The sequence below is a fragment of the Microbacterium sp. NPDC076895 genome (assembly GCF_040687115.1).
Taxonomy (GTDB): domain Bacteria; phylum Actinomycetota; class Actinomycetes; order Actinomycetales; family Microbacteriaceae; genus Microbacterium.
The window spans coordinates 1-20292 of the sequence record NZ_JBFBMQ010000017.1 but is presented as its reverse complement, the minus strand read 5'-3'; the positions used below and the strand labels follow the sequence as shown (position 1 = coordinate 20292).

General features: G+C 65.5%; 27 protein-coding genes and 2 pseudogenes. 7 read left to right on the top strand and 22 right to left on the bottom strand.

Translation table 11 applies throughout. The features are described 5' to 3' along the window. Position 1 precedes the first annotated feature (1 nt). Positions 2 to 922: a cytochrome c biogenesis protein CcdA gene (locus tag AB0O89_RS13220; RefSeq protein WP_006947554.1), complete on the top strand. Its 921-nt coding sequence runs from the start codon at positions 2 to 4 to the stop codon at positions 920 to 922. A gap of 225 nt (positions 923 to 1147) precedes the next feature. On the opposite strand, the gene AB0O89_RS13215 is transcribed toward AB0O89_RS13220, so the two are convergent. From AB0O89_RS13215 to lgt, 8 genes are all read right to left on the bottom strand, one after another. After that, complete coding sequence (locus AB0O89_RS13215; protein WP_363498417.1) at positions 1148 to 1438, bottom strand: hypothetical protein; 291 nt, start codon at positions 1436 to 1438, stop codon at positions 1148 to 1150. Between the two features lie 2 nt (positions 1439 to 1440). Beyond that, positions 1441 to 1665, bottom strand: a complete 225-nt coding sequence (locus AB0O89_RS13210; protein WP_259983388.1) for a DUF2188 domain-containing protein — start codon at positions 1663 to 1665, stop codon at positions 1441 to 1443. A gap of 91 nt (positions 1666 to 1756) precedes the next feature. After that, positions 1757 to 2836, bottom strand: a complete 1080-nt coding sequence (locus AB0O89_RS13205) for a zeta toxin family protein (protein WP_259983386.1) — start codon at positions 2834 to 2836, stop codon at positions 1757 to 1759. Next, positions 2833 to 3297, bottom strand: coding sequence for a hypothetical protein (locus AB0O89_RS13200; RefSeq protein WP_259983384.1), 465 nt, complete (start codon positions 3295 to 3297; stop codon positions 2833 to 2835). The genes AB0O89_RS13205 and AB0O89_RS13200 overlap by 4 nt, the downstream gene beginning before the upstream one ends. A gap of 69 nt (positions 3298 to 3366) precedes the next feature. Continuing rightward, a complete protein-coding gene (locus tag AB0O89_RS13195) occupies positions 3367 to 3816 on the bottom strand; it encodes a hypothetical protein (protein ID WP_363498413.1) in 450 nt (149 codons plus the stop codon). Next, a complete protein-coding gene (locus AB0O89_RS13190) occupies positions 3813 to 3968 on the bottom strand; it encodes a hypothetical protein (RefSeq protein ID WP_259983381.1) in 156 nt (51 codons plus the stop codon). The genes AB0O89_RS13195 and AB0O89_RS13190 overlap by 4 nt, the downstream gene beginning before the upstream one ends. Before the next feature lie 9 nt (positions 3969 to 3977). Further along, the gene (locus AB0O89_RS13185; protein ID WP_363498410.1) at positions 3978 to 4826 is read right to left on the bottom strand and encodes an SOS response-associated peptidase family protein; all 849 of its coding nucleotides are present in this window, start codon (positions 4824 to 4826) and stop codon (positions 3978 to 3980) included. Next, positions 4823 to 5704, bottom strand: a complete 882-nt coding sequence (gene lgt / locus AB0O89_RS13180; protein ID WP_363498511.1) for a prolipoprotein diacylglyceryl transferase — start codon at positions 5702 to 5704, stop codon at positions 4823 to 4825. Before lgt ends, AB0O89_RS13185 begins: the two co-directional genes overlap by 4 nt. Positions 5705 to 5886: 182 nt before the next feature. Between lgt and AB0O89_RS13175 the strand changes: the two genes are divergently transcribed. From AB0O89_RS13175 to AB0O89_RS13160, 4 genes are all read left to right on the top strand, one after another. Next, positions 5887 to 6258 carry a metalloregulator ArsR/SmtB family transcription factor gene (locus tag AB0O89_RS13175; RefSeq protein WP_363498408.1) on the top strand — a complete coding sequence of 124 codons (372 nt, stop codon included), beginning with the start codon at positions 5887 to 5889 and terminating at the stop codon, positions 6256 to 6258. After that, positions 6258 to 7538 (top strand): MFS transporter, encoded by a 1281-nt coding sequence (locus AB0O89_RS13170; protein ID WP_363498405.1) that lies wholly within the window; start codon positions 6258 to 6260, stop codon positions 7536 to 7538. The genes AB0O89_RS13175 and AB0O89_RS13170 overlap by 1 nt, the downstream gene beginning before the upstream one ends. A 39-nt stretch (positions 7539 to 7577) precedes the next feature. Then, positions 7578 to 7961: a (2Fe-2S) ferredoxin domain-containing protein gene (locus AB0O89_RS13165; RefSeq protein ID WP_363498402.1), complete on the top strand. Its 384-nt coding sequence runs from the start codon at positions 7578 to 7580 to the stop codon at positions 7959 to 7961. A 100-nt stretch (positions 7962 to 8061) separates the two neighbouring features. Continuing rightward, positions 8062 to 8253, top strand: coding sequence for a hypothetical protein (locus AB0O89_RS13160; protein WP_363498399.1), 192 nt, complete (start codon positions 8062 to 8064; stop codon positions 8251 to 8253). A 42-nt stretch (positions 8254 to 8295) separates the two neighbouring features. On the opposite strand, the pseudogene AB0O89_RS13155 reads toward AB0O89_RS13160, so the two are convergent. The 14 genes and pseudogenes from AB0O89_RS13155 to AB0O89_RS13090 all read right to left on the bottom strand — a co-directional run. Beyond that, positions 8296 to 8502 (bottom strand): annotated as a pseudogene (locus AB0O89_RS13155) (IS3 family transposase); the annotation flags it as partial. A gap of 16 nt (positions 8503 to 8518) precedes the next feature. Further along, on the bottom strand, positions 8519 to 9595 hold the full coding sequence (locus AB0O89_RS13150) for an IS110 family transposase (protein ID WP_363498396.1): 1077 nt from the start codon (positions 9593 to 9595) through the stop codon (positions 8519 to 8521). Positions 9596 to 9793: 198 nt separating this feature from the next. Beyond that, on the bottom strand, positions 9794 to 10495 hold the full coding sequence (locus AB0O89_RS13145; RefSeq protein ID WP_363498393.1) for an IS3 family transposase: 702 nt from the start codon (positions 10493 to 10495) through the stop codon (positions 9794 to 9796). Then, positions 10492 to 10797, bottom strand: a complete 306-nt coding sequence (locus AB0O89_RS13140; protein ID WP_071642904.1) for a transposase — start codon at positions 10795 to 10797, stop codon at positions 10492 to 10494. The genes AB0O89_RS13145 and AB0O89_RS13140 overlap by 4 nt, the downstream gene beginning before the upstream one ends. A 395-nt stretch (positions 10798 to 11192) precedes the next feature. After that, positions 11193 to 11702: a PepSY domain-containing protein gene (locus tag AB0O89_RS13135; RefSeq protein ID WP_363498390.1), complete on the bottom strand. Its 510-nt coding sequence runs from the start codon at positions 11700 to 11702 to the stop codon at positions 11193 to 11195. 160 nt (positions 11703 to 11862) lie between these two features. Next, complete coding sequence (locus tag AB0O89_RS13130; protein WP_363498387.1) at positions 11863 to 12663, bottom strand: glycosyltransferase; 801 nt, start codon at positions 12661 to 12663, stop codon at positions 11863 to 11865. Between the two features lie 199 nt (positions 12664 to 12862). After that, positions 12863 to 14377 (bottom strand): CDP-glycerol glycerophosphotransferase family protein, encoded by a 1515-nt coding sequence (locus AB0O89_RS13125; RefSeq protein WP_363498384.1) that lies wholly within the window; start codon positions 14375 to 14377, stop codon positions 12863 to 12865. Positions 14378 to 14438: 61 nt separating this feature from the next. After that, the gene (locus AB0O89_RS13120; RefSeq protein ID WP_363498381.1) at positions 14439 to 14597 is read right to left on the bottom strand and encodes a hypothetical protein; all 159 of its coding nucleotides are present in this window, start codon (positions 14595 to 14597) and stop codon (positions 14439 to 14441) included. 145 nt (positions 14598 to 14742) lie between these two features. After that, positions 14743 to 15702, bottom strand: coding sequence for a HAMP domain-containing sensor histidine kinase (locus AB0O89_RS13115; protein WP_363498378.1), 960 nt, complete (start codon positions 15700 to 15702; stop codon positions 14743 to 14745). Then, a complete protein-coding gene (locus AB0O89_RS13110) occupies positions 15699 to 16379 on the bottom strand; it encodes a response regulator transcription factor (protein ID WP_363498375.1) in 681 nt (226 codons plus the stop codon). The genes AB0O89_RS13115 and AB0O89_RS13110 overlap by 4 nt, the downstream gene beginning before the upstream one ends. Before the next feature lie 33 nt (positions 16380 to 16412). After that, a complete protein-coding gene (locus AB0O89_RS13105; protein WP_363498372.1) occupies positions 16413 to 16988 on the bottom strand; it encodes a hypothetical protein in 576 nt (191 codons plus the stop codon). Further along, positions 16985 to 17956, bottom strand: a complete 972-nt coding sequence (locus AB0O89_RS13100; RefSeq protein ID WP_363498369.1) for an ABC transporter permease subunit — start codon at positions 17954 to 17956, stop codon at positions 16985 to 16987. The genes AB0O89_RS13105 and AB0O89_RS13100 overlap by 4 nt, the downstream gene beginning before the upstream one ends. Further along, positions 17949 to 18848 carry an ABC transporter permease subunit gene (locus tag AB0O89_RS13095; protein ID WP_363498366.1) on the bottom strand — a complete coding sequence of 300 codons (900 nt, stop codon included), beginning with the start codon at positions 18846 to 18848 and terminating at the stop codon, positions 17949 to 17951. The genes AB0O89_RS13100 and AB0O89_RS13095 overlap by 8 nt, the downstream gene beginning before the upstream one ends. Further along, entirely contained in the window at positions 18845 to 19582 is a 738-nt protein-coding gene (locus AB0O89_RS13090; RefSeq protein ID WP_363498363.1) for an ABC transporter ATP-binding protein, read from the bottom strand. Before AB0O89_RS13090 ends, AB0O89_RS13095 begins: the two co-directional genes overlap by 4 nt. A gap of 106 nt (positions 19583 to 19688) precedes the next feature. Here AB0O89_RS13090 and AB0O89_RS13085 point away from each other — a divergent pair. After that, positions 19689 to 19784 (top strand): annotated as a pseudogene (locus AB0O89_RS13085) (hypothetical protein); the annotation flags it as partial. Positions 19785 to 19814: 30 nt separating this feature from the next. Then, positions 19815 to 20292: alkaline phosphatase family protein (locus AB0O89_RS13080; protein ID WP_363498508.1), on the top strand; the 478-nt coding region annotated here is incomplete at its 3' end.

Genomic DNA, 20292 nt, shown 5'->3' with positions numbered 1-20292 from the left:
GATGGGCGGACTCCTCGCCCTTGCCTTCGCCGCCGGGATGATCGCCCCCGTCAATCCCTGCGGCTTCGCGCTGCTCCCGGCCTGGATCACCCATGCGCTGGGCGACGCCGCCTCTTCCTCAGCCCCGGTGCGCCTGCTGCGCGCCCTACGGGCTGGCCTCGCGCTGACGATCGGGTTTGCGGGCACGCTCGCCTTGGCTGGCGTCGCGGTAAGCGCCGGCGCACGGGGCCTGATCCAGGCCGCCCCAGCCCTCGGCCTCGCCGTCGGGATCCTGTTGGTGCTGCTCGGCGGGGCGATGCTAGCCGGACGCTCTATGTCCCTCCGGCTTCCCGGCATACCCGGCCGCGCAATCGAACGGCTGCCCAGCGCCGTGCGCATGGTCGTCTTCGGCGTCGGCTACGCCGCGGCCTCGCTGTCGTGCACCTTCGGCGTACTCCTCGCGGTCATCGCCCAGGCCCAGGCGACAGCCAGTTTCGTCGGGCTGCTCCTCGTCTTCGCCATCTATGCCGCCGGCTCCGCCACCGTCCTGCTGCTTGTCGCCGTGGTCGCCGCCGTAGCCGGTTCTGTGCTGTCCAGGCGGATCGCCGCACTGACACGATTCGTTCCCAAGGTCACCGCCGCCGTCCTGATCCTCACCGGCGTCTACCTGGCTTGGTACTGGTTTCCAGTTGTCGTCGGCGATGCCCCTTCCGCAGGGCGCACCGACGTCGCCGCTGTCTCGGCGACGATATCGAACTGGCTCCAAAGCAACACCGGCGTCATCGCCGGCCTGTCTACCACCGTGGTGCTCATCGTGCTACTAAGCGGATTCCTTCATCAACGCCGTCGGAACTCCGGACGGAGGACCGAGGAGGACTGCTGCGACCCTCAGTCGACGCACTCTCCCGGGGACCGGCCGAGCGTGCCGACCGAGCGGCATTGAGCGGCTCCTGCACGTCAAGGTCATACGACGTGGTTGACCGGAACGACGAACTCGGACACCAGACGCCCTCCCACCCGACGCCGATCATCGGACACGGCGTGGGTGTTGTTCGTGGCCTATGTCGAAGGAGAGCGCGGCCACGATCAGGACGAGTTGACCGCCGAGCAGAATCGGTGCCGCCCGATTCTCACGACGTGACATCCCTGGAAACGTCATCGTCAGATTTCAGTGCAGGACGACTGGGAGGGGCATGCCGACGCGCTCGACGACCGCGGCGGCGTAGGCGGTGCTGTTCGCGCCGATCGCGTTGGACCAGGCGATCGCGGAGGAGATGTCCAGGCCAGTCAGCCGGCTGAGAACGACGGGTGGGAGTTCCTGCGCGAGCGCTATCAGCGCGCCGGTGCGCTTCGGTTCGTACAGACACCCGCCGGGCATCGCGGAGGGCGCGGGGATCGTGGCCACCGGTCGCGCCAACGCGACCTCCAACGGCGGACGCAGCGCGACCGGCAGCGGCACGATCAGCCCTGCACGTCGCGCGGGTCGTTCCCGTAGGAGTTCCGCTCCGCGATCTGACCGTTCTCGTTCTTGATGATGTGCTCGCGCTTGGCGCGGCGAGCTTCCTCGCGGCCGGCCTCAACCGCCTCGGCCTTGGTGGAGAACGGGCCGGTGGTCCCCTTCTCTCCCTCGATGCGGTTGTGCCACGCACCGTCCTGGTGGAACGTCTCGACGTCTCCTGCCGGCATGATGCTCCCTTCGTTTGGTGGTTCCGTCGTACCTCACGGCACCCGGATGGGTCACGGGGCTTGCAAGAGCGAGGAGCCTAGGAGAACCGGTCTACTGTCCAGCTGGCCGCGCGCGGGTGTGCGGGGGGACCACGGTGCCGTCTGAGCGCTCGTAGCCGGCGACGTAGACCTCCCCCACTCCGGCGGTGCCGTCGCCGCCTGCAGGCGTGCTCGCGGCGCCGCCGACGGCCGTGCGAGGCTGCGGTCGGGGGATGTCTCGGAGCTTGTCGTAAGCGAAGCCGTCGACGTCCTTGCGGTAGGTGCGCCACGGGGCGCCGGCGGCGTTGACGTCGTCGACGTAGTAGACGTCTGCGCGCACGGTGATCCCCTCGGGTGCCCCCTTGGTGGCCATGGCCACGGCCCGTGCGCACGCGGAGAATCGGTCGTCGTCGACGTACAGCGAGTCGGTGATGTGCTCCGGGACGTACCGGGCTTGGTAGGCGGCGTCGTCGGTGCCGTCCTGGAAGGCGGCGTAGCCCTTCTCCCAGCGGTTGATCACCCGAGCCCGTGTGACCTCCCGCGGCCCGTCGACGGCGATGATCTCGATCGACGTGTACCCCTGGTCGGAGAGTTGCTGGAACCGCTTGAGCAGCTTCACCTTGCTGCCGTGCACGCCGTCGATCACGACTCGCTCGCCCCGCTCGAGGGAGATCGTCGCCGCTTCTGCGGCGAGGTCGGATGATTCCTCGTGCACGAGGGCGGCGAGCTCACCGGGAGCGAATCGGTCGCCGGCGTCGATGCGGGACTTCACCGCCGGCGGCACGATGTCGTCGTACTCCCCCGACTCACGCAGCTTGCGCAGCAGCCGCGTCTTGAAATCGTCGGGGTCGATGAACCGCCAGTGCTTCTCCTCGGCCTCGGGGATGCGTTCGCGGCGCGCGGAGCTCTTGCCGGCGCCGGGAGGGCCGGCCATCACCAGCACCTGGCGGTCACGGATCACCGCGTCGTTCTCGGCGAAGAACTCCCGGATGATCTGCTTGTGCAGCCTCGCTCGAGACGCGGTGGGGCGGCCTCTGCGGTAGTTCTGCTCGCGCTGATGTGTGGCGGTGGGAGCCTCGGCGTCGATCGGGCCGTTGACAGCGGTGAGGGATCGAAGCGCAGCCAGGTGCTCCGAGTGGTCGGAGTCCGTCAAGCGGCTGCGCTCTCGATCTCCTCGTACTCCTCGTCAGAGAGCAGGTCGAGCCCTACATAGGCGTGGTAGACCGCGTCAAAGCTGTTGTCCACGACCTCCCAGTCGTCGGCTTCGCCCTGGGTCTTGTACTGCGGGTCGTAGTTCCAATGCTTGAGGAGCTCGATGAACTCCTCGTGCGAGATCTCGCCGCGCTGTGCCTGGCGCACGAGCTCCATAGCCGTCGCAGCCACCGGCTTGTCGGCCGTCACGACGACGCCCTTGGTCTTTTCCAGCGCCTTGAGGATGCGCGACATCTGCGACTCGCTCTTGCCCAGCGCGGCACCGAGCTCCTGCAGCTGGACGCCCTTGCCGAAACGAAGGGCCACGAGGCGCTCATTGATCGCCTTCTCGATGAGCTCGTGCCGCAGGTTCAGGTTCGCGAGCTCGCGAAGCTCCGCGGCGGTGTCGGTGGTCGTTGTCATATCGATCGCCTCCTCTCACCCCAAGTCTACTAGCTCTTGCACATATGCAAGTGGGTTTTTCGCGGGCGGTCAGGCGCTGGCCAGCTGTGGCAGCTGCTCCCGGATGGTGCGCACCGCGATCAGCAACGAGTCCGGCTCGCGCCGGAGGGCCTCGATCTCCCGCATGAACGTCACGACCGGTTCGGGCGGCAGCAGGCTCCACGCCGGTCCGTCCTGCAGCTGAGCGGGGATGCGGTCGATCAGCCAGACCGGCCCGTCGAATGTGTAGGCGCGCTCGAGCGGCAGGCGGCGCAGGACGGCGTAGACCTCGCCGGCGATCACGGAGATCCGCCATTCGGACTCAGGGGCGCCGGGCAGCTGTATCTCGGTGAGGCGGAACCCGTCAGCGACATCCCACCCGCCGAGATCTCCGGTGACTCCGTTGGCGGCTTCCCGCGCGGGGTTTTCCGCCAGGTAGACGAACGGGTTCTCGTAGACGACGACGCCCTCGGGAGCGTCCATGTAGCGCGGGCGGGTCACTCTCCCTCACCGCCCCGGTCGACCCGGATGGAGAGGAGCTCGTGCCCTTCGGGTACTTGCGCGTGCAGCTGCTCGCGGGCCTGCTCGTAGCTGTCGGCCTCGACGGTGATCGTGTCCGTCGCAGTGCTTCGGATCGTGCCGGTAACGCGCATGAGCGAACCCTAGCGATGGTCTCCGACAGTCCCGTCGACGGGGGCGATGAGCCCTGGGTCTCGAGGGTCGGCGGTGCGGCTGTTGTTCACGCGCCGGTCGACCTCGTGGGTGCGCATCGTCTCGGCGATCGCGCTCGAGCTCGCGTCGAGCTCGTCGAGCAGCTCGAGCCGGTTGCTCTTGGACGCGGCGCTGTCGCCGTCGACGGTGAGGGAGGCAGGGCTGAGCCAGTCGTCCCAGAGATCGCGAGACAGGAACGCCGGCATCCGGTCGTGGACTTCGCCGGAGGCGTCTCGCGCCTCGCGGGTGACGACGACGAACACCCGCCGTCGCTGCCCGTCGATCTCAGTCGTCCAGGTCAGGCCGGCCGCGGCCAGCAGCGCGTCGTCTTCGGCGTGGATGAAGTGCGGCTGCTTGTTGCCCTTCTCCCCCGTCCACTCGTAGTAGCCGATCATCGGGACGATGCAGCGGGCGTTGGAGAACGCGCCCACCCAGAACCCGGTGGGCAGCTTCTCGATGCGTGCGTTGATGATCGGGGCGCCCGTGGGCCGGTTCGCCGGTTTGGGCCAGTCCCAGCGGGCCAGGGTGATCTCACGCTCGATGGTTCCCTCGTCCTGCCACTCCCGCACGATCGGGGCGTTGACGGTCGGGGCGATGGAGTACGCGGGACGCCAGTCCTGTGGGCGGCCGCCCTGCGCGACGAACTCGGCCACCAGCTGGTCGGTCTTGTCGGCGGAAGGAAGTATTCCGGGGGGAACTATCCGCTGGCGTTTCGTCGCCTGATGTTCACTACACGGACCACACCATGTATGAAAGCCGACCCAATCATCGCCGCGGCTACGGTGCGTCCACGAAATCACGTTCGCGCGGGAGAGCCCACGTTTGCTGCGGTTGGGGTGCGTCCTTCCTGGTATACGGAGAGCTCTGTTTCCGGGTGTCGTCGTCCCTGAATGATGAACAGGGCGGTTCCGAGTGCGACCACAATGAACGATGCCCACACGTTCGCGGGAATCCCGAGTAGGGCGTCGCTGGTCGGGTCGATTCTGATGGCCTCGAGCCAGCTACGCCCGAGTCCGTACCAAACGAGGTAAAGGCCGAACGTTCGTCCCCACCGGAATCGAAAGTTGCGTTCGAGGAGAATGATGATCGCGACGCCGATCAGGTTCCAGATGATCTCGTACAGGAAGAGAGGGTGGAACAGTGTGCCCGCGGGGAGGTCGTCTGGGAACATCGTGTCGGTGGGGAGGACCTCGAGCCCCCAGGGCAGCGTCGTCGGTATCCCGAACAGCTCGTGGTTGAAGTAGTTGCCCACTCGGCCCATCGATTGGGCTATGAGCATCGCGGGAGCGAGCGCGTCGGCGAATGACCAGAAACGGATACCGGTGCGACGGCATCCGATGTAAGCGCCGAGCGCGCCGCCCAGCAGGGAACCGTAGAGGGCGTTACCCCCGTCCCAGATGGCGAAGATGTTCCCGAGGTTAGCTCCGGGATAGAAGTAGTCGCCGACGTGTGTGAACACGTGGTAAAACCGGGCTCCGATGATCCCGATGGGGACGGCCCAGATGACGATGTCGATGACGACGCCGCTTTCGGCACCTCGCGCCGCGAGGCGCCGCTGGGTGATGAATACTGCCGCGATGATTCCGGCGATGATGCACAGTGCGTAGGTGTGAATCGTCAGCGGACCGAGAGCGAACTGCGCCCACGAAGGAGGCGGACTAGGAATACTCGACAGCATCACGAAATCGTCGTTCCTCATCTGGCATCGATCTGAATGCCTTTACTCATCATCATGGTCGCACCCGCCTCTCTTCGGTGAGCAACTGATCGCTCCGTCACGGTCCTGTCCGGACCCTGAGTGCAGCGATCCGGCTCGATATGTCCCCCCTTCGACTCTGACTAGTATGCAATAATCCGCGTATGCATGCAGATACTAAGTGTTCGTTGTCGGTTGAGAGCAGTTACGTCGAGCTGGCCGCCGAGGTGTTCTCGATGCTTGCCGATGCCACCCGGGTGCGGATCATCCTCGCGCTTCGCGATGAGGAGCTTTCGGTGAACCACCTCGCCGACATCGTCGACAAGTCCCCGGCCGCCGTCTCGCAGCATCTCGCGAAGCTCCGCCTGGCGCGGATTGTGCTGGCCAGGCAGGAGGGCACGAAGGTCTTCTACCGGCTCGCGAACGAGCACGCCCGGCAGCTGGTCGCGGACGCGATCTTCCAGGCACAGCACTCGTTGAGCAACGACCCCCCGCACCACCGTGGCGAACACCCGTCACCGGAGAACCTCCGCTGATGCTGCGCGTTCTGCGCAACACCACCTATGCGAAGTTGTTCTCCGCGCAGGTGATCGCCCTGCTGGGTACGGGGCTTCTCACGATTGCCTTGGGGCTGCTCGCTTTCGATATCGCCGGGGATGCGGCCGGATCCGTGCTGGGCACGGCGCTGACGATCAAGATGGTCGCCTATGTCGGCGTCGCGCCGCTGATCGCCGCGGTCGTTGACCGGTTGCCGAAGAAGGCGGTGCTCGTGACGGCCGACTTGGTGCGGCTGGTGATCGCGCTGATGTTGCCGTTTGTCACGGAAGCGTGGCAGATCTACGTGCTGGTCTTTGTGCTGCAGTCGGCGTCTGCTACTTTCACCCCGGCGTTTCAGTCCCTGATTCCCTCGGTTCTGCCCGAGCCGAACGACTACACGCGTGCCCTGTCACTGTCGCGGCTCGCATATGACCTCGAGGCGCTGGTGAGCCCCATGATCGCCGCAGCGTTGCTGACTGTAGTCAGTTACAACAACCTGTTCGTCGGCACCGCGATCGGGTTCGCGTGCTCGGCGAGCCTCGTGTTGCTCTCCCGGCTGCCGGTCCGGTCAGATGACGGGCCGGTGATGTCGTTTTGGCAGCGGCTCCCTATGGGGGCGAAGGTGTTCGCGCGCACTCCGACGCTGCGGTTCCTGATGCTCACCAACATCGTCGTCGCGGCCGGCACCGCGATCGTGCTCGTGAACTCCGTGGTGTACGCCCGCGGAGTCTTCCATCTCGATGACGCCGCCCTCGCGCTTGCACTGGCCTGTTACGGCATCGGTTCCCTCGTGGTCGCGTTGAACATCCCCTGGGTGGTCGAGAGGATCGGCGTCATCCGCACGATGATCATCGGAACGATCCTCATCGTCGTCGGCCTGCTCGCCGCCGTCGCCGTCACCGTCGTTTCTGGGACGACCGGGGCAGGTTGGATCGCGCTACTGGGCACCTGGGTGCTGCTGGGCATGGGCACATCCCTGGTGAACACGCCATCGTCGCGGCTTCTCGCCGATGCCTCCACACCCGCGAATCGGAACCTTGTCTACACGGCTCAGTTCGCGCTCTCCCACGCCTGCTTCCTGATCACGTATCCGATCGCCGGCTGGCTCGGCGCTGCCAGCCTTTCCGGTGCAGCGCTCGCCCTGGCCTTGATCGCCATCGTGGCGGCCGCCTCCGCGCTTGTTTTCGCCAGATCGAAGAACCTGCAACGCGCCGAGCATCTCGCTGAAGCGTCGCCACTGCAGAACGGAACGCCCGGCACAACTGGAAGGCGAGACTGAGGCGGTGTTCAGATGGCGAAGAAGCAACGACGAGCGCAGGTGACATCCCACGATCAGATGATCGTGGTGGTGTGCCGAGGCGGCGACTGCGGCAGCAGGCGTAAGCATCCCGGCACTGACCACGTCGCACAGTTGCGCGAGATCAGAAACGCCGCCGGCACGAAAGTCGCGGTCACGGTCAGCAGATGTCTGGATGCCTGCGAACACTCCAACGTCATCGTCATCATTCCGGATGCGGACGGCAGAAGCGCTGGCGCGTCAGCGGTATGGGTCGGAGAAGCAAACGACGCCGAGGTCACCGACGACATCCTCGAGACGATGGCCGGCCCCGGCGGTCTCACCGGCCTCCCCGCTCTCGTCGACATCCACACCTTCCACCCGACTCGGCAGAATCGTCGCGAACTGGACGAAGAACTCGGCTGAGACAGGGCAGCACGACACTCTGAACTCGCGCAGCTGCGGTAGGGGTCTCGCTACGGCAAAGAGCGCGGACAAAGTGAAGGGCCACAGGTAGCGTGGCGGTATGTCGATCGAAACGTATATCGCGGTTCTGCACGACGACGAAGCGGCGGCCGATCGTGGCGAATCCGTCCTCTGCCCGCTCCAGCCGGACGGGCAACCCAAGCCCATCCTCGATCACGATGGCGTGCTCTATGACCTCCTTGAAGCGCACGGCCGGGACGGTGTTTTCGAGTACAGGCGCGCGAGGGCTTGAACCGTCCTAGGGCGTGAGGAACGAACAGGTGACAGTTTCGGTTTAGGCCGCCAGTGTGAGCGGCTCAGCTAGCTTGGCTTCGAACTCGATGGGCGTCAAGCCGCCGAGGGTGTCCTGGGCGCGCTGGCGGTGATACTTCCGCTCGATCCACACGACAATCGCGAGCCGGAGTTCCTGCCGGGTCGTCCACCGCTGCTGGTTGAGGACGTTCGTCTGCAGCAGCGACCAGAACGACTCCATGGCGGCGTTGATGCTCCTATATCTGTCAAGCCGCGATTTGGAGAGGTGGTCGGGCTTCGCGGATGGGTCGCATCGCGGCCCAGATTTCGCGGGCGAGAAGACGTTTCAGACACCGGATGATCTCAGACTTCGTCTTGCCTTCGGTGATCCGTCGGGCGACGTAGGACTTGGTGGGTTCGTGGTGCTGCATGCGAACGATGACGACACGGTAGAGCGCGGCGTTCGCTTGCCGGTGACCGCCCCGATTGAGCCGGTGTCGGGTGGTCATCCCCGACGATGCGGGGATCGGGGCGACACCGCAGAGCCTGGCGAACGCGGCCTCCGAACGGATCCGTTCCGGATTGTCGCCGGCGACGATCAGCATCTCGGCCGCGGTGTCAGGACCGACCGCGAAGGCTTTCGCGAGGTCGGGAGCGATCTGCGCGGTCAGCTCTGCCAGGAGCTTCTCATGCCCGGAGATCTCGGCATCCAGTACTTCCCACCGACGAGCGATCGACCGCAACGTGTGCTTGGTCGACGCGATGATCGTGGTCACCTGGCCCGGACGAAGCGCCGCGCAACGGTGAATGAGCGCCATCTTCGATAGCGGCTGCAGCTCCTGACGCAGATCATCAGGGGCATTCACGATGACCTGCTTGAGGCTGATCATCGCGGATGTTCGCGCCTTGACTGCGATGTCCTTGGCGACCTTGATCTGACGGATCATCTCCACCGTTCCGTCAGCTGACTTCGGGATGGCCGTGGCCAGGCCCGCGAGAACTGCCCTGGCTGCGTTCTCGGCATCGATCGTGTCGGACTTGCCTCGCAACCGCCGGTCGCGACGGTCCGTTCTCATCACCTCCAGCGTCCCGATTCCACGACGGCGCACTGCGCCGGCCAGGCCTGCGCCATAGGAACCGGTGCCTTCGATCCCGAAGGTGAGCTTCCCACCGAACGATTCACCCCAGTCGATCAGCTGACCGTAGCCACCGGAATCCGCCGCGAAAGACCGGCGATCCAAGACCGCGCCGAGCTCATCGATCGCGACGGCGACGTGGACGTGTTTGTGAGTGTCGACGCCGACAACGACTCGACGGTGAGGGGGGACATGCTGCATGCTCATAGTGCTCGCTCCAACCAGATCAGGACAGGGTGAGTGACACTGGCCGGTCGGGTGGACGGGACTGTGATGGGACTGTTGCGATCAGGCTCCTATGAGGTCACGCCCGCCCGGCCAGCACCACGAAGGTGATACGCCCCCTGACGGACGACAGATCAACAGCAAGGACACCCAGACTTCGAGGTCAGTCGTCAGCAAGAGTCAGGCCGCCAGGAGGTACTCGACACTCTCACAGTCTCCGGCGGCGCCTACGCGTCCCATCGATCCGACCATGTCATGACGGCGCAGCTCGCGGGCCATCACCCTGCTGCGGAACTGGCTGCCCCGGTCAGCGTGCAGGATGCACCCGGCGACCTCACCGCGACGGGCGACGGCGTTGCGGACGGCATCGATGGCGAGCTTCGCAGTCATCCGGTCGCTGATCGAGTAGCCGACGATGCGGTTGGAGAACACATCCTTGATCGCGCAGCAGTACAGCTTTCCTTCGCTCGTCCGATGCTCCGTGATGTCCGTGAGCCACAGCCGGTTCGGGGCATCGGCACGGAACACCCGCTGCACGTGATCGTCGAACACCGGCGGGCCGGCCTTCTTGCCCTTCCCACGTCGCCGGCGCTGCGCGGACGAGAGGATCCCGGCCTGCGAGCACAGCTTCCACGCCGTCCGCCGACTCATCCGCCACCCCGCCCGACGGGCTTCGTCGGCAAGGTATCGATACCCGAAAGTCGGGTCGTCGTGATGCGCGTCATGCAGCGCGTTGATCCGATACGCGCGGAGCACGTCCGCGTCCCGGACAGGGGCGTTGCGCCACCGGTAATAGGGCTGTCTTGCGAGCTTGAGAACCCGACACGACACCGTGACGGGAATCCCCGCTTCGGCGAGCTCAGCAACGAGCGGGTACGTCATTTTGGGGAGCCGCCAAGACGCAGGTTCGCCTGCGATAGGTACGCCGCCGCGCGACGGAGCACCTCGTTCTCCTGCTCCAGCAACCGGATCCGTTTCTTCAGCTCCCGAGCCTCTGCCGCGTCCGCGGCGGTCTGACCAGGTCGATTGCCGTCTTCGACATCGGCCTGGCGGAGCCAGTTCTGCAGGGTTGCTTCGCTGATACCGAAATCGGTGGCGATCTGTTTAATGGTGACGCCGCTCTCGCGGCTACGAGCGACCGCGACAACGTCTTCGCGGAACTCTTTGGGATAAGGACCAGGCATGATGACATCCTCCCCGCCAGCGCCTCCCGGCACTAACGATCAGTTGTCACCTGTTCGTTCCTCACGCCCATCTTCGCGCTGGCTGAGACGTACTTCGTCCTTTCGACCGACGCTGATCTGTTCCCGCTTCAGCTCGGAGACCTCGTTGCGGCAGCGCTCATCTTCGGCCTGCTCGCGGGACTGTTCGCTCTGTCCCTGGTGGAGTCCAAGACCGAACAGTCCACCCCGGAAATCCCGCCGCCACCCAGCGAGGGTGCCGAGCGCAACCCTCCGTCTACCCGTCGCGCAGAGCGCAAAGACAGGTAGGCAGGGCGCGGCCAGGGTCGTTGGGATCTGGGCACAGAAAGGGGCAGATGCGGTCGTCTGCATCTGCCCCCTCGTGCCGACCCGGGAGGCTAGTCGGCGGTCTCCGCGTCTGCGGCATCCTGGGCGAGGACCGATCCGTCGCCGGCGTCGACCTTCACGTCGATGACGGTCCCGTCGGCGGCGGTGACCTCGATGCCGTAGACAACGAAGCCGTTCTCGTTCTCCAGCTGCGCGGTCGCCGCGGTCCCGGGGACGGCCTTCAGTGCGGCCGCGGTCGCCTCCTCAGGCGTCACCGTCGCGAGACCCTCCAGCGCGGTTGACTCGGCGGCGTCCGCAGCGCTGTCATCCGCCCCCTCGGCACCTTCCGCACCCTCCGGTCCCTCGGTGCCCTCAGCGCCTTCGGCGCCCTCGGCTTCGTCGGCCGTGCCGTCGTTCGGCGCGGGGATGGTTCCGACGTAGCTGGGGTCCTGCTCGCTGCTGGTCGAATCTGCCGGGGTGGCCGCACCACCGGTGGTGGCGACGGCCACTCCGGTGCCGCCCAGGGCCAGTGCGGTGACGAGCGTGCCGGTGGCGATCGCCCGCTTGACTGTTGTCTTCATGGTGTTCTCCTTCTCGGTGTCGTTGACCACCACAACGGCGGTTGCGGACTGCCTTTCGTTGCGGGTCAAGTGAGTTCTTGACCGTGAATTCAGGCTAAGAAAGTGGTCGTGAGATGAACGTGAGAGCCTCCGAATTGCCCTGGGAGATCGCGGAGGTGATTCAGTCACCCGTCGTCCTCGGTGTGTCCTGCACCGGGGTGGGGACGGGCACGCCGATCGCGGTGTAGAACTGCTCGAGCGCCAGCCGGGTGTAGGTCTCGTGATCGAATGCGCCTGACCGGACCTCTCCGGCGAGGAAGGCATGGAGCCCTCTGGCGAGGTCTTCGTCGGTCTGCGGCACTACCATTCCGAATCCAGGCGGTAGTGCGTTGGTCGCTGACTCGAATTCGACCGTGACGATCGGGAGTCCGAGCACCAGCGCCTCGAGGAGGACCATGGGCTGCCCTTCGTAGTCACTGGACAGGACGAAGCAGTTTGATGCGGCAATGATGGGGAACGGGTTGGGCTGTTCACCGGCGAGAATGACGCACCCTTCCAACCCGAGCTTTTCGATCAGGGACTCCAACTCCCCTCGGAGGGGACCGTCTCCCACGAGCACGAGTCGCGTCGTCGGCGTCGCGTCGTGGACGATGCTGAACGCGCGGACGAGGCGTGCCTGATTCTTCTCGGGGGAGAGTCGTCCCACCGAGACAAAGTTGGCCACTTTGTCGTCGGCGAGGAGGTCCGCCACCCAATCAGGGGTGATCCCCGTCTCCGAGTCGCGGGTCGTCTCTCGCAGATCCTGAGCGGCCGAGGTTTTGAGGCGCTGGGCGTCTGCGGTGTTGAGCGCGAAGGCGAACTTCGCCGGGCCGGCATGCTGGCCGAGTTTGCGACGGTTGATTGTGCTCAGTGCGGGTGAGACGGACACGAGGTGGTCGTACTGCTCGTAGAGGTCGAATACCTGATGGAGGTTGCGCGACATCGGCTTCTTTCCCCTGATTTCGCGGTGCGCGTCCGCGGCGAGGTCGCTGTGGAGCCAGATTGAGCGCATCGATCCGGGGGCATGGAGCAGGAGTACCGCCCAGAACGGGGCATAGCCGCTGAAGTCGACTACATAGTCGAAACGGCTGTCACCGAAGCAGCGGGTCCACTCGTCGTCCCACAGGGCTTTCTGAAGCGGCTCAACCTGGTGCCGACGAGTGTTGCCCAGGCGAAAGTGAAGACGCCGGGTCAGCTGACGGATCGCAGAGCCGTTTAGCCCGCCGACGCGTGGGAACTGGCGCACGGCGGGATTGATGGCCAGTTGGTTCTCGATCGCTGCGGGAGTTTTGCCTTGGCTGAAGCAGGCAGATACGTCGAATCGGGAGTGGTCGATGTTGTTGAGCAGGTTGAGGGCGGATGTGGTTATGCCGTTCGAGCGCATCCCCCCCCAGGTAGATCAGAAGCGATGGGCGACTCTGGGAACGTACGCGTCGGGTGTGGTGGCCAACACTGTTGCCGCGAAAGACGATGTCGATGATCCGCTCGCTCACCCGGCCATCTTCCTGGCCGCAGAACTGCTGCTGGCCGGCCCGATAACGTGCCGCCGCTTCAGCCGGGATGCGGTCGGTCGCGGGGATTCCGGCTAGTTCTGCCACCAGCTCGTCGATAGTCCGGCACACGGGACCGGGCAACTCGCTCGGTTCAAAATAGAGACCTCGTGTGCCTGAATAGTCGTCGAGATCTGGCGCGAAGAAGAGGATCGGGCGTCCTGTCGCCAGGAAGTCAAAGAAGATGCTCGAATAGTCCGTGACGAGCACCCCGGTGAGGCCCAAGACAACGTTCGTGGGGATGTCGTTGGGCACGAGCAGTCGGGACAGTCCGGGTCGGTCGGCGGCGAGGGCGTCCACGACCTGGTGTGTTTTGAGGAGCACGACGTACTTGCTGGTGTCGATCCGTGCGGTCATCCGGGCGACGTCATCGAGCAGCTGGTCGATGTTGTCCTCGGGGCGCGCAAAGGACGCGCCCTTCCAGGTGGGGGCGTAGAGCACGATCGTGCGATCACCGAGCGGGATACCGGCAGCCGTGAGTCGCGCTCGGCCAGCAGCAACGCCGTCGGTATCGAGGATCTGACGGTCGATTCGCGGATACCCTTCCTCGATGATCCGGCCGCGGAATATTCCGTCGAGCTTGTACGCCGTTTCATACATCTGTTCAGCCATGAAGGAGTTGGCGGCCACGAGATAGTCAGCGGCAACGAAGTTCCTGATGATGTTGGCTGTACCGAGGGCGCCGCGGTCGATGTCGTAGCCCATGCGCTTCAACGGGGTGCCATGCCACGTGTTGAGGTAGATCTGGCCGGGTCTCTTGCTGAATTGGGGTGGGAAGGTCGCGTTGTTGATCAGGTATTCGCTCGTGGCCAGGGCACGGTAATAGGACGCAGACCCGTGGCGCACGAACCTCACATTGCGCGCTCCCGCAAACTCCCGGACCGTCGCGGCATACTGGCGCAGGTCCGTCAGGACCCAAATGTGTGTGAGCCCGGCCAGATCGGGCGTCGCCAAAAGCTCGCGGAAGATGGCTTCCGGGTTGCAGAGCATGCCGTTGCCGGAGAAGGACTCGTAGAGCACTGTCCCCGGTTCAATCGGCTGGTTTCGCCAGTGGGCGTGGACTTGGGAGTGCACGAAACGCCTCACCCGAGAGGGAAGGTGCTTCATCCGTATCACTCTCATGATGCGCGTTCCCTCACCACGGCACTTCGCTTCGCGCTGCTCCCACTCACCAGCGGTCCCACTGCTCTGACGCGGCGTCGGACTCGTCCAGCATACCGGCGTCGGCTTGCTGCTGGGCAACCTCGGACAGCAGGACAACGACGCGCCAGGTCGCGGCGATCACGAAGGCGGCCACCGCACCTGTCGGGAGAACGCGCCAGTCCATACTGATTCCTCTCGATTTGTGCGTCTCGCGCCAACGAACGAGCGCGGTGGCGAGCGTGCCGACATCGGCTGTCCGCCTGAACCGGTTTCAGGCTACGGACGGCACCGTGAGATGAACGTGAGAGTGGCCAAACCCGTCCGTGCGGTCAGCGCGTAGCGGTGGGCAGCCTGAGGGTGATGGTGCTGCCTTGGCCGGGCTGAGATGCGAGGGTGATGGTGCCGTCGTGCGCGTGCATGATCTGCCGGGTCAATGCCAGCCCCAATCCGTGCCCGGGGGTGGTTCGTGATGTCTCGGCACGCCAGAATCGGTCGAAAGCGTGCGCGAGCTCTGCCGGCGTCATGCCGACCCCATCGTCCATCACGCGGATCACGGCGGCGCTACCTTCGGTGCTGGCGCTGAGGGCGACCGTGCCGCCGGGGCGACTGAACTTCAGCGCATTGTCCAGGACATTCCCAATCGCGCGGGAGAGGAGTTCGGCTGATCCGCGCACCCGGAGGGGTTCAGCAACGGTGTGCAGGGCGACGTGGATGTCGGCGCGGCGGCCCGCCGCGGCGGCCGCGTCTGCCAGGTCCGGGAGGAGCTGGTTCAGGTCGATCAGGGTGAAGCTGTCCGAGAGTTCCTCCTTGCTGGTGCGGGACAGTTTCAACAGGTCATCGGTCAACCGGATGATTCCGTCCGTCGCGGCCAGGGCGACGGTGATCGCCGCCTGATACTCGGCCGGCGTGCGGGAACGGGTCAGCGCCAGTTCGAGTTCCCCTTGGATGATGCTGAGCGGGGTGCGCATCTCATGCGACGCCCCGTCGACGAACTGCTGCTGTCGTTCGAAGCTCGCCCTGATCGGCTTCAACGCGGACCGTGCCATCAGCCAGCTGGACAGCGGAATCACGATCAGCAGGCACGCGTAGAAGATGATCAGCACGGTCCGCAGCAGCGCGAATCCTTGCTCAGCGGCGTTGACGGCACCTTCCCCGTCACTTTCCGCGGCGTCGAAATCGAAGGTTCCGGTGACGAACGTGTAGACGCCGATTGCGAAGATCGCGAAGATCGCCAGTTGGATGACGGTGTAGGCGACGGTCAGACGGATCGTCGCACGGCGGAAGATCACGCGTCGGCGGCGATCAGGTAGCCCGCGCCGCGGCGGGTCTGGATGATGTCGGGCTCACCGGGGAGCGTGAGTTTCTGACGGAGGTAACGGATGTAGGTCTGCACGACGTTGCTGAACCCCTCGTAGTTGCTGTCCCAGGCGTGGTCGATCAGTTCGGTGGAGCTGATAATCGTGCCCGCGTTGCGCATCAGGTACTCCAGGACGGCGTACTCCTTCGGGGTGAGGTCGATGGTGCGCCCCGCCCGGGTCGCGGTCTGGGTGGACGGGATCAGGGTGACACCCTGCGCGGTGAGCACGGGTGGCTGCGCCCGGGGTGAACGGCGCAGCAGCGCCCGTGTGCGGGCCAGCAACTCCACCAGGTGGAACGGTTTCACGAGGTAGTCATCGGCACCCGCGTCGAGCCCGGCGACCTTGGAGCGCATCGAGTCCAGTGCGGTCAGCATCAACACCGGAGTGTCGCGGTTGATCTCCCGGATGCGGCGGCACACGCCCATCCCGCCGTCCGCGAGACCGGGCAGCATCAGGTCGAGGATGACCAGGTCGTACGTGTCGATCTCGAAAGCTTCGATCCCGGCCGGCGCAGTGGCGGCAACCGTGACCGAGTACCCGGTTTCGGAGAGGGTGCGGCGGATGACGTCGCCGATCGCGAGGTCGTCTTCGACGACGAGGATCCTCACCGCACACCCCCCGGCCGCTGGTGCGGGTGTTCGTCAGTCGGGCTGTTCACCGGTTCCGGCCCCTTTCGATGCGGTGGCGTTCGCGACCTGGACACCGTCGGCGCTGGCCTGGATGGCGAAATCTACCTGGTTGGTGGAGGTGCGGTACAAGCTGAACATGTTCTCCGGGAAGTGCCCCGGCTCGGTGCCGTTGTCGAAGTACACGGTCGTCTCGCCCTGCGCGGGGATGGTCACACCGGCAAGCGCCGTGTAGTACCCCTCGGACTGCTGGGTGGTGACGTCGGTCATCTGATAGTATATCTCGACGTTCGTCAAGGGACTGCTCGTACTGTTGGCCAGCGTGATCTGCAGGCGGTCATCCATCGCCTTGCCTGTTGCCGGGTCGACAAGATCTTCCACGGCCGCCGCGGTGATGCTCAGACCTGGAGCGGTGCTGGTGTTGCTGATCGGATTCGACGCGACCGGCAGCACTGTCCCGCTCGCGGGCGCGGCGCTCACCGAGCCCGCCGGGGCCGGCGGCGTGGTCGAGGTGGTGGTTTGGCACCCGGCGAGGATGCCGGCCGTCAGCGCCAGTCCGGCCACGAGCGGGATGAGGGTTTTCTTGTTCATGATTCTTTCCTTTGCAGTGTGCGGCGGGTGGTGACGGCGCCGGCGATGATCACGGAGGCGAGGGTCGCGGCCGTGAGGGTCAGGATGTAGGGCAGCATCGCCACCCACACCAGGGACAGCGGTTGCTGGTTGTACTGGTCTTTGATGCCCAAGAACGCGAACGAGATCCGTTCGAAGTGCTTGGTGACCGAGGACACTTCCAGGCCGTTGCGGATCCCGTCGAACCCGGCGAACTGGGCAAGGACGGCGAGCTCGTCGGGCTTCTGGATCTGCAACGCGGCGAACAGGCCGCCGGGGACCTGGTTGTCGGGGTCCATGGTGTCGCCGATCTGAGGGATAACCAGCACGAACGCCAGCCAGATCACCAGGCTGATGATCAGCCCGGCGCTGAGCTGCCGGGTGAGCACTGTGACGGTGATCGCGATAGCCGACCAGAACACCAGGTACAGCCACGCGAACCCGCAGCTCAGAGCGAGTCGAACCAGGTCCGTTCCCCCGAGAGTTCCCCCGCCGATCGTGGTGACCGCGATGGCCGATACGACGGCCAGGGCCAGAACGACAACCCCCCAGACGGCGGCGAGGGCAGCGATCTTGCCGCCGGCCAGGGCGAAACGCTGTATGGGGCGGCTGAGCAGCAGCGGCAGGGTGCCGCGGTGCTTCTCTTTGGCGACCGTGGCGTAACCGAGGACGATCGCGAACAGCGCACCGAGGATCTCCAGGTATTCGATCCCGCCGCGGAGCAGCTGCAACGGGAACAGCTGCGGGGCCGCGGGGGTGACACCGGAGCCGCTGGCGGTGACCTCGGCGACGTAGATGTTGTACGCGTCGAGTTGGGCGCGGAAGTCCGCGGCGCCGACCGCGACGGAGATCACGGTGACGACGGCGAGGAAGCCGATCAGGATGAGGAAGAGGCGGTCGCGGCGCAGTTCGAGGATCTCTTTGCGCGCCACCGTGGCGATGTCAGTCATGGAGGGAACTCCGAATCTTTCGTCTTGGGATCACGGCGATCGCGATCACACCGGCGACCAGGAAGACCGTGACTGCGAGGACACCGGCGCCAGCACTGCCGGTGACCAGGTCGTTTTGGAGAAGCACGCTCGCGGTCGTCTTGAACTGCTCGGTGATGGCCAGCGGGCTGGTCAACGACGACAGTGCGGAGAAGGCGTCCCCTGCGACGGGGACGGCCGGAACAGGATTCAACAGGGCGACGGGGCGAGCTGCCGTGCCCAGTTGCGGGAGCACGAACGCGATGCCGCTCCACACCACGAACGGGACCAGGAAGGCGGTGCTCTCGCGCCGCGCAAATAGACCGGAGAGCATCCCGATGATCGCGAAGAACGTCAGCAGCAACCACGACACTCCTGCGAATCCGAGCAGCCGGGCGGTCAGATCCGCGCTCAGGGGGCTCCCGGTGATCACGGCGATCGAGATCCAGCTGATCAGCGTGCTGACCAGCAGCACGACCGCGAGCACCAACCCGATCCCAGCCAGCTGGCCGAGGAGACGGGCGCGCACGGTGAGGGGGCGGCTGAGCACCAGCGTCGCGGTGCCCTGTTTGCGGTCACGGAGGGTGGCCTGTGCGCCGAGGACGATGGCCATCAGGCATCCGATCAACACCACGTAGATCGCCGAGTTACGGGCGTAATACAGGGGGGCGACGTCGGTGAAGGGATTTGCGGCGGCGGTCAGGCCCGCGGCGAGGATGCCCTCGTAGACGGCGGTGACGGTGCGGGTGGTGATCCAGCCGATCACCGAAGACACCGACACCATGCCCACGAACACCACCAGCAGCAGTTGTGCCACGCGAGCGCGGGTGATGCTCAGCACTTCATGCCGGGCGCTCGTCCAGACGATGTTCATGGCGTTCCGGCCCGCTCGAGCTGGAAGAAGATCTCCTCCAACGACTGTTCCTGCGGGTATGCCGCCAGGGTGCCGGTGACGGTGTCGTGGTGCACCAGGCGGCCTTGGTTGAGGATGCCGATGCTGGTGCACGTGCGGGACACCTCCGACAGCAGGTGGGTGTTCATGAACACCGTCATCCCGAGCTCTCTGTTGAGGCGCACGATCGTCTCCCGCAGGGTGCGGACACCTTCCGGGTCCAGCCCCGAGGTGGGCTCATCCAGGAACAGCACGGTCGGGGCGTGCAGGATCGCCTGCGCGATCCCGACCCGTTGCCGCATGCCCTTGCTGAACGTGCCCAGCCTTTGACGCTCGTGCCCCGTGAAATCTAGGAACTTCAGGACGTCCGCGATCCGCGCGTCCGGCCGCCTCATGCCGGACAGCCGGCCGAAGAAGCGGAGGTTCTCCATGAGCGTGAGGTTGTCGTAGAACTGCACGTTCTCGGGCAGGTAGCCGATCAGGCTACGCACGGCGGCCGCATCCCTGGTGATGCTCTTGCCTGCGACTCGGGCGTCTCCCGACGTGGGGGGCAGCAAGGTGGTCAGCATGTTGACCGTGGTCGTTTTGCCTGCGCCGTTGTGGCCGAGCAGCCCGAAAATCTCCCCGGCCGGGATCTCTACACTCACATCGGTGACGGCAGGTGTGTCCCCGAACATGCGGCTGAGCCGGGTCAGGGTGATTGCTGAATCTCTCATGACGGTGACGTTAGGCCTGCGATTGTGAGACCAGGATGAGAGCGCATTGGGCCGTCGTCGCCGGCACCCGTACCCTGAGGGTCAGCGGCGGGACAGGAGGCGGCGGATGGACACACCCGCACCATCTGAGCCCGAACGGCCTGCGACAGCGTCCGCCACACCGTCACGACGGTCCTTCATCCGCGGCCTCGGTGTCGCCGCTGCCGGCGCTGCCGGCATCGGGCTGGGGGGTGTGGCGGTGTACAACCGGCTAACCGCTCTCCCCGTACCCACGTTTCCTCCGCCGACCGCAAGCCCGGCTCAGGCCTTCGACCACCTGATCGTGGTGATGTTCGAGAACCGGTCCTTCGACAACATCCTCGGCTGGCTCTACCCACTAAACGAGGTGCCCGCCGGTGCCCGCTTCGCCGGCCTGCATCAGGGCACCTACAGCAACCCCGTTCCCGGCGGCAACGAGGTCGTACCCGCCCACGTGTACACCGGACCGACCGACAGGATCATGTCCAGTCCGATCCCCGACCCGGGCGAAGCGTACCCGCACGTCAACACGCAGCTGTTCGGCACCGTAGACCCGCCCTCCAACGCGGACCTGACCGCGAACCGGATGAGCGCCCCTGTCCCGCGTCAAGTATTTGGCAGGATTTCTTCTCTTTCGAAGTTGGGGATGGTGGGGTCGGCAAGGCCCAGGTGCACGTCCATCGGCCGGTTCC